Annotated in this window: 5 protein-coding genes; all 5 read left to right on the top strand. The window is 28.0% G+C overall.

The window, feature by feature from the left end:
* The first annotated feature begins 546 nt into the window (after positions 1–546).
* Genes AC5EAH_RS07355 through AC5EAH_RS07335 form a run of 5 tightly spaced genes read left to right on the top strand, consistent with a single transcriptional unit; the run spans position 547 to position 7,676 of the window.
* Positions 547–1,119, top strand: coding sequence for a restriction endonuclease subunit S (locus AC5EAH_RS07355; protein ID WP_493494131.1), 573 nt, complete (start codon positions 547–549; stop codon positions 1,117–1,119).
* Entirely contained in the window at positions 1,116–4,178 is a 3,063-nt protein-coding gene (locus AC5EAH_RS07350) for a type I restriction endonuclease subunit R (RefSeq protein WP_493494130.1), read from the top strand. Before AC5EAH_RS07355 ends, AC5EAH_RS07350 begins: the two co-directional genes overlap by 4 nt.
* A gap of 59 nt (positions 4,179–4,237) precedes the next feature.
* Positions 4,238–5,350 (top strand): restriction endonuclease subunit S, encoded by a 1,113-nt coding sequence (locus AC5EAH_RS07345; RefSeq protein ID WP_493494129.1) that lies wholly within the window; start codon positions 4,238–4,240, stop codon positions 5,348–5,350.
* 21 nt (positions 5,351–5,371) lie between these two features.
* Complete coding sequence (locus AC5EAH_RS07340) at positions 5,372–6,028, top strand: restriction endonuclease subunit S (RefSeq protein ID WP_493494128.1); 657 nt, start codon at positions 5,372–5,374, stop codon at positions 6,026–6,028.
* A gap of 28 nt (positions 6,029–6,056) precedes the next feature.
* Positions 6,057–7,676 carry a type I restriction-modification system subunit M gene (locus AC5EAH_RS07335; RefSeq protein WP_493494127.1) on the top strand — a complete coding sequence of 540 codons (1,620 nt, stop codon included), beginning with the start codon at positions 6,057–6,059 and terminating at the stop codon, positions 7,674–7,676.
* The last annotated feature ends 266 nt before the right edge of the window (positions 7,677–7,942 follow it).

The following is a 7,942-nucleotide window of genomic DNA, read 5'->3' as shown; positions in this document are numbered from 1 at the left end:
ACTTAATCAACATCTACAAAGACATTTATTTTACCTTTTAGACGTGCTTATGATTTAATCGCGTTAAAGTAAAATCATTAAAAAAGAGATGAAGAGATAGGAAGAGAATTGAAATTTGAAGGCAAAATGACAATCAAGAGAGTATTCATAAGGTTGGCATTTGTTATTTAATTCTTATTAAGTTTGTTTATTAACCTCTCCTTTTTAAGATAGATTTTTTTTAATAATTAATTATTAAAAAAAATCTATCTTAAAAAGGTTGACAGTAGTGTTAATTTATGATATATTTAGCTCAAATTCTTAATAGATTTTTTTTAATAGTGCAATATTAAAAAAAATCTGTGGAAAGGAGGAGCTAATGTTAAAAGAAATTGCAACATTGTGCACAATAGGATCATTTTGTCTAGAAATAATCCAACTATTCATAGGTAAAAGAAACTAAGTGCAAACTAGTGGTTAAGAGTAGTGACTACTGCTCTTTCCTTTATTTTTTACTAACTCATTATACTGTTAAAAAAATAAAAATGCAAGTACTGAGGAGAAAAAATGAAAAAATTAAGAAATTACGTTAAGTTTATACAAGGGATAAATCCTACTGTAGTAAGGAAATATCAGAGTTCAAATGATATTATCTATTATGACCATGCATCATTTAAAGCAGATTATGATTGGGAAGAAATAATAAGTGATAAAGAAATAAATAATAATGATGAATTATCCTTATTAGAAGGTGATGTTATAATTAATAATGCAACGCAATTAGCTGCGATAGTTCAAAAAGCTAATGCTGGAAAAATCCCTTCGCTGAATTTTACTAAAGTTGACTTTCTTAATAAGGGATTAGACAAAAAATATTTTGTGTGGTTATTTAATGAATATAGTGAAGTGCAAAGACAAAAACAAAAAGAAATTCAAGGAAATGGACTTATAACTAGAATTCCTATTAAGTCATTAAGTAATATTAAGATTCCTATTATCGCTATTGAAGAACAGCATAAAATCGGAAAAGCGTATATTGAGTCAAAAAAACTTCGAAATAAGTTGATTAAATCTACACAATTAATTGAACAATTTACAAATTCAATTTTAGAGAATAATTTTAAGGAGAAAAAGTTATGAGTAAGGCAAAGCTAGAAGCAGAATTTGAAGAAGAGTTTATTGATTATTTAACAAAAATTGGTGAAACTAAACAATGGAAATATGAAAAGAATATAAAGACAATTGATCAATTATGGGATAATTTTAAAAAGATTCTGGAAGAAAATAATAAATCAAGATTAATAGGTAACGAAATTCTATCAAAAACAGAATTTAGCCAGGTTAAAAAGATTATTAGTGAAATCAATTCGCCATATGAAGCAGGACAATTTTTATATGGTGTTAATGGTACTTCTCAAGTGGAAATTGATCTTGATAATGGTAAACATGTTTTTCTAGATATTTTTGATCAGACGCAAGTTGGTATTGGTAATACTGTTTATCAAGTTGTTAATCAGATAAGATGTCCTAGAGTAATGAAAGATAATCATGATAGAAGATTTGATGTAACTTTGTTAATCAATGGTTTACCAATTATTCAAATTGAATTGAAAAATGCATTGAGAAATATTAATGAGGCATTAAATCAAATGGAACAGTATATTGTTGAGAAACAGTATACAGGTATTTTTTCAACAATACAAATTTTAATAGCAATGAAAGAACATGAAATTCGTTATATGTCTAATACAACACAAGATAAATTTAATCGTGCATTTGCATTTAATTGGCAAGATGAGAAGGATGCTAAACCAGTGCGTTCTTGGAAAGAATTTACTGATAAAGTATTATCTATTCCAATGGCACATGATATGGCAACAAGATATATGATTTTAGATGGGACTAAAAATAAAGAAAGTATTAAAGTGATGAGACCTTATCAAGTTTATGCAACAAGGCGTGTTATTGAGAAGGTGAGTGCATTTGATTTTAACTATGAAGATGGTAAATTAGGCTATATTTGGCATACGACAGGATCTGGTAAAACAATTACTAGTTTTAAAACAGCTTGGTTAGCAAGTCGATTACCGAAGGTGAATAAAGTTATATTTTTAGTCGATCGTGTTGCATTAACTAATCAAACAGCTGATGCTTATAAAGCTTATGATCCTGTTGCTGGTTTTGAAAGTAAAACGGGTGTTATTGCAGATACAGCTAACATTATGGATTTACATAGAAAGTTAACTAGAAAAAGTGATAAAAATATAATAGTAACAAGTATTCAAAAAATGTCTACTTATGTATCACGTGATATATTTAAGCCAATAAATGAGAATATTTTATTTATTGTAGATGAAGCACATCGTTCCACAGGAGATGGTATTAAAGGCGAGGGTATGCTTGAATCAATCAGAAAAGCTTTTCCAACAGCTGGATGGATAGGATATACAGGTACACCTAAATTTCCAGCAACAAGGGAAATATTTGGAGATGCGCTACATACATATACAATTAAAGAGGCGATTGCTGATAAAAATGTTTTGGGATTTAATGTTGAATTTAAAGAAACCATTGTGCCACCTGAAAATCCAACAGCAGAGGATATAGATGATAATATTAAAGCGAGTGTTTATGATATTAGTGAAGAACACGTAAATTTAGTTGTGCAGGATATTTTTGATAATTGGAAACAACGTTCAAATAATGGGAAATATAATGCATTATTTACTATTCATGTGGGTGGTAATAAAGCAAGTACACCAAGAGCAATGGAATATTTTGATAAATTTGAAGAAATTAATGCAAAAAGAAAAGAAGATAGATTAAAAGTTGCGATTAGTTTTTCTATGGATACAAGTAATGGTGATAATCAATTAAGAACAAATAAAAATTTACAGCGTGCCATCAAGTCGTATAATAGAATGTTTGGAACTGCTTTTGATATAACAACAGTTAAGCAATATACAGAAGATTTAGCACGTAGACTAAATAAAACAGCTGATGATCAACAGTATTTAGATTTAGTGATAGTAGTCGATCAACTTTTAACTGGATTTGATGCACCTGAATTAAATACATTATATGTTGATAGAACATTAAAAGATGGTAATTTAATTCAAGCTTACTCACGCACAAATCGTATGCATAAGTTAGTAGATAAACCATTTGGTAATATTGTCAATTATAGATGGCCAGTGCAAAATGAATATGAAATGAATGAAGCATTTGCAAAATATTCAGATCGAAATTTTGCAAATAAACAATTATCATTGGAAGAGTTAAAGTCAATTAATGAAGATTCAAGCATTATTTCTAAACCTTTTGGGATTGTTCAATCTGAGATGCAAGAAGTTGTTAAAAAAATAAATGATTTAACAGATGGATTTGTGCAATTACCTCCTAGTGAAAAAGCACAAGAAGAATTATTTGAAGAAATTAAAGTGTATAGTCGACTATTAGGACAATTAAAACAATATACCAAAGATGATGAAGGCAATGATATTTCAGCTTATGATAATTCGGATAAATTTTATGAACTTATAGGAATAACAGAAGAACAAGAAATTATTTTGACAACTGTTTTAGTGAATGAATTAAAACAAATAAGAGCAGAGAAAGAAGATGTTGATATTTCGCAAATTGATCTTTCAATGGTACATATTAATGATGTTAAGATAAATTATGATTATTTAGTTGATTTGATCGCTCAAATGGCAGATGAAATTAATGAAGAAAAGCTGGTAGAAGCAGCAACAACAAAATCAGAGATTAATATAGAAGTGGCAAAGATTGAAAGTCATAAAGAAAGAGAAAAATTATTAAAATTTGTAGATAAAGTATTTGACAAAGAATTCATCTTTGATAACTATCCAGTACCACGTAATGAAACAGCTATGCGACACGCTATTGAGAAGTCACAAAAAGATAGTAATATAAAATTAATAACACAATTTATTCGTGAGTGGGGTCTAGATAATAGTATTAGACCAAAAGAACTTAATCAATTAATTAAAAAGCATAGAGTAGGACAAGATGATATGGACAAGCAAGGTGAGATAACAAAAATTATGAATGAAGCTAAGGATTACTATAAAGAGATAGCTTCAGAAGAAATTTCTGCATATTCTTGGATAAAATATCGCAATGAATTTAGAAAATCTATCTATAATTTGGCAGATGATATCATGAAAAATGAATAAACACACTTTTAAAATGTATAAATATAATTAATCTGAGTATTAATGATAGGAGATTTAAAATGAGTGATAAAATGAAGCAAGAACCGTTGATTAGATTTAAAGGATTTACTGACGCTTGGGAACAGCGTAAGTTGGGGGAAGTGGCAGAGATTATTGCAGGTGGAGATGTTGATAAAATTAAATTAAAAAATATAGGTAAGTATCCTGTATTTGCAAATAGTTTAAAAAAAGATGGATTGATTGGTTACTATACAAATAGTTATAAAATTAAATATCCTGCAGTCACTGTAACTGGACGTGGAGATGTTGGTCATGCTAAGGCAAGAAAAGTTAATTTTACACCAGTTGTTAGATTATTAGTCATTAAATCAAGTCATGACGTTGATTTTTTAGAAAATGTTATTAATAATAAAAAAATTTTAGTTGAATCAACAGGTGTCCCACAATTAACAGCTCCACAATTAAGTAAATATAAAATAACGTACCCTAAATTACAGGAGCAATCAAAAATCGGAAATTTCTTCAAACAATTAGACAATCTCATCACTCTTCATCAGCGTAAAGTGGAATTGATTGAAAAAAACAAGAAAATTTTAAGCAAGAAAATGTTTCCTATACATTTATATAGTGAATCTGCATTAAGGTTTAATGGTTTTTATAATGAATGGAGTATTGATAAGTTAGGAAATATGACAAATATAAAAACTGGAAAAAGCGATTTGCAAGATGCTAGTAAGAAAGGTCAATATCCATTTTTTGTTAGATCGGAAAATATAGAGAGGAGTAATAAATATATTTTTGATGGGGAAGCAATTCTAATACCTGGTGAAGGTAAGTTGGGAGATATTTATCACTATATAAATGGGAAATTTGATTACCATCAAAGAGTATATAAAATAAGTGATTTTAAAAATATTGATGGGAAATTTGTATTATATTCATTGAAAAATAATTTTAAAAAACATGCTTTAAAATACACAGTAAAAGCAACGGTAGACTCATTGAGACTACCTATGATGACAGAGTTTGAAATAACTTTTCCTGAGATTGAAGAACAAAAGAAAATTGGAGAATTATTTTTTGATTTAGACAAACTTTTAGTGTGTTATAAAGATGAACTATTTATATTCAAAGCTTTAAAACAAACACTTTTAAAATCAATGTTTGTATGATATTGATGAAGTAGATTTTATTTGATAAATCTCATCACTCTTCATCAGCGTAAAGTGGAATTGATTGAACAAAATAAAAATAATCTATTGATAAAAATGCTAGCAAACAATAATAATGTAATTCCACTATTAAGATTTAAAGGAATGATGCATAAGTGGAATTTAGAAAAAATAGAAAATATATTTACAATAACACGAGGAAAAGTATTATCTACAAAAAAATTAAGTTCTATTAAATCTTTGGATGCACCATATCCAGTATATTCATCTCAAACAAAAAATAATGGGTTACTGGGTTATTACAAAGAATATTTATTTGATACTGCTATAACTTGGACAACAGATGGTGCAAATGCAGGTAAAGTAGATTATCGACTTGGAAAATTTTACAGTACCAATGTAAATGGAGTATTATTGTCAACAATAGGATATGTCAATAAAATCAATGCAGAGATTATAAATCGAGAAGCTTGGAAATGGGTTACTAAAGTTGGTAATCCAAAATTAATGAATAATGTTATGAGTAATATAGAAGTTTTAATGTCTCCTAGTTTAGAAGAGCAAGAAAAATTATCTGGTTTTTTTCTAAAACTAGATGAATTATTGAAATATGAAGATAATAAATTAAATGTATTAAAAAATATAAAACAAACACTTTTGAAATTAGTGTTTGTATAATTATGATAAATTAAAGGAGATATATTATATGAGTAATGCAAAAGATATTACGAGCAAATTATGGGATATGGCAAATAAATTAAGAGGTACAATGGATGCAAATGAGTATAAAAACTATATTTTACCATTCATGTTTTATCGTTATTTATCAGAAAATCAAGATAGATATTTAAAAGATAATCATTTACAAGAATTTTATGAGATATCTGATGAAACAGATAAAAAAGAGTATTTAGAAGATATTGCTCATGGTATAGGATATGCAATTGACCCTGAATATACATGGGATAATATTATTAATAAGATAGAAAACCATAAAATCAAAGCAAGTGATTTTCAAGATATGTTTGATGCGTTCAATGAAAACGCAAAGATTAACACTGCTTCAGAAGAAGATTTTGAAAATGTATTTTCTGATGTTAATCTTGGAGATACGCGTTTAGGTTCATCAACAGGAGATCGTGCAAAAGCATTAAATGATATTATGTTAATGATTAATGATTTTAATTTTAAAGATGATTCAGGACATGATATTTTAGGTGATGTTTATGAGTATTTAATAGGACAATTTGCAGCTAATGCAGGTAAAAAAGGTGGAGAATTCTATACTCCACATGAAGTGAGTAGAATTTTAGCCAAATTAGTTACATTAAACTATAAGAAAAACGATGAACAATTTAGAGTTTACGATCCAACAATGGGTTCGGGGTCATTACTATTAACGGTTCAAAATGAATTGTTAGGGGAAAACAGTAAAGACGCTGTTAGTTTTTATGGTCAAGAATTAAATACAACAACATATAACTTAGCACGCATGAATTTAATGATGCATGGAGTTAGTTATAAAAATATGGATTTAAGAAGAGCAAATACATTAGATCTTGATTGGCCTTTTGATAAAAAAGATGGTGTTGAAATACCAATGACCTTTGAAGCTGTTGTTGCTAATCCACCGTACTCACAAAAATGGGACATTAAAGATGTTGATCGTAGTAAAGACACTAGATTCAAAGGATTTGGTATAGCCCCGGCTTCAAAAGCTGATTATGCTTTTGTTTTACATGGTATTCATCACTTAGAAAGAACAGGGACCATGGCTATTGTATTACCACATGGTGTACTATTCCGTGGTGCGTCAGAAGGGCGTATAAGAGAAAATATCATTAAAGAAAATTTACTAGACGCAGTAATTGGTTTGCCAGCAAATCTTTTCTATGGTACAAGTATTCCAACATGTATATTAGTTTTTAAAGGAAGAGAAGCACGCAGTAACAATAGAGATATTTTGTTTATAGATGCATCAAATGATTTTGAAAAAGGAAAAAATCAAAATAAATTAACACAAGAAAATATAGATAAAATAATTGAAACATATAAAAAACGTGAAGATATTGAGAAATATGCTCATGTCGCTTCATTAGATGAAATTAAAGAAAATGATTTTAATTTGAATATACCGAGATATGTAGATACATTTGAAGAAGAAGAAGTTATGCCACTTTCTGAGATAGCAGTTGAGCTGAGAAAAGTACAACAAGAAATTGATGAGTCAACAAAAGAACTATTTAGTATGTTAAAAGAGTTAAGAGGTACAACACCAGAGGCAGAAGAAGAACTTAAAAAATTTATGGAATTATTAAGTGAATAAGTAATTTTATCAAAGAGCAGACAAGAAATTGTTTGTTCTTTTTTTATCAAAAAATCAATTGAAAAATATGTATAAAAATTCATAAGTATATACGTGAGAATCTAAAAAATTATTTTGATTAATATACAGAATTATGTGATTTTAAACAGAAAAAAATGAAAAATATATAATAAATACTAGAAAAAATATCTTCTAAGAATAAAATGACGATTTGTATAGTTAAAAAATTATAAAAATATTAACGCTTGGGAACAGCGTAAGTTGGG

It is taken from the genome of Staphylococcus sp. B1(2026), assembly GCF_058895785.1.
Note: the sequence above shows the minus strand (reverse complement) of the source record. Positions and strands in the feature narration are given on the sequence as shown.

Excerpts from the sequence above, each read along its gene's own strand:
- AC5EAH_RS07355 (WP_493494131.1), top strand. The coding sequence starts at position 547 with ATGAAAAAATTAAGAAATTACGTTAAGTTTATACAAGGGATAAATCCT.
- AC5EAH_RS07350 (WP_493494130.1), top strand. The coding sequence starts at position 1,116 with ATGAGTAAGGCAAAGCTAGAAGCAGAATTTGAAGAAGAGTTTATTGAT.
- AC5EAH_RS07345 (WP_493494129.1), top strand. The coding sequence starts at position 4,238 with ATGAGTGATAAAATGAAGCAAGAACCGTTGATTAGATTTAAAGGATTT.
- AC5EAH_RS07335 (WP_493494127.1), top strand. The coding sequence starts at position 6,057 with ATGAGTAATGCAAAAGATATTACGAGCAAATTATGGGATATGGCAAAT.